The sequence below is a fragment of the Pseudomonas fuscovaginae SE-1 genome, from assembly GCF_000364705.1.
GTDB classification, from domain to species: Bacteria; Pseudomonadota; Gammaproteobacteria; order Pseudomonadales; family Pseudomonadaceae; genus Aquipseudomonas; species Aquipseudomonas fuscovaginae_A.
The window spans coordinates 1-475 of record NZ_AQOH01000245.1 but is presented as its reverse complement, the minus strand read 5'-3'; the positions used below and the strand labels follow the sequence as shown (position 1 = coordinate 475).

The following is a 475-nucleotide window of genomic DNA, read 5'->3' as shown; positions in this document are numbered from 1 at the left end:
GCGCTTTGACTTCATTGCAGCTCAATCGCTCGCCAAACTGGCGCGCCATTATGTTTTCGACCGCCAGAATGTGCTGTGTTCTATTGCGCACCAGTTGAATGCGCTTGCGTGCCAAATCTCGCAGAGCCCGCTCTTGCGGTGGATGGATATAGCCTGTCGGCAGAATGCCAAGGCGCAGCAGATGCGCCAGAAAGGCTGCGTCATCCTTGTCGTCAGAATGCTTTAAACCCTCGTAGCGTTTCATGGCGACCGGATTGGCCAGCCGGACCTCGTAGCCGGCGGCCATGAGGCCATCCACCAGCCAATACCAGTTGTAGGTTGACTCCACCACTGCGCCGACCAGCTCGGTGCGATGGGGCTCAAGCAGATTGAGGATCTTCGTTAACTCATTGGGACAGCGTCGACTGATCAGGGCTCGATCCGTTTCGTCGGTAACCACCACAACGCTATTGTTCGAATGCAGGTCTATGCCACA

At 56.2% G+C, this 475-nt stretch carries 1 protein-coding gene; it reads right to left on the bottom strand.

Going from position 1 to position 475, the window contains the following annotated elements:
- Positions 1-475: IS110 family transposase (locus K675_RS0120945; RefSeq protein WP_017905432.1), on the bottom strand; the 475-nt coding region annotated here is incomplete at both ends.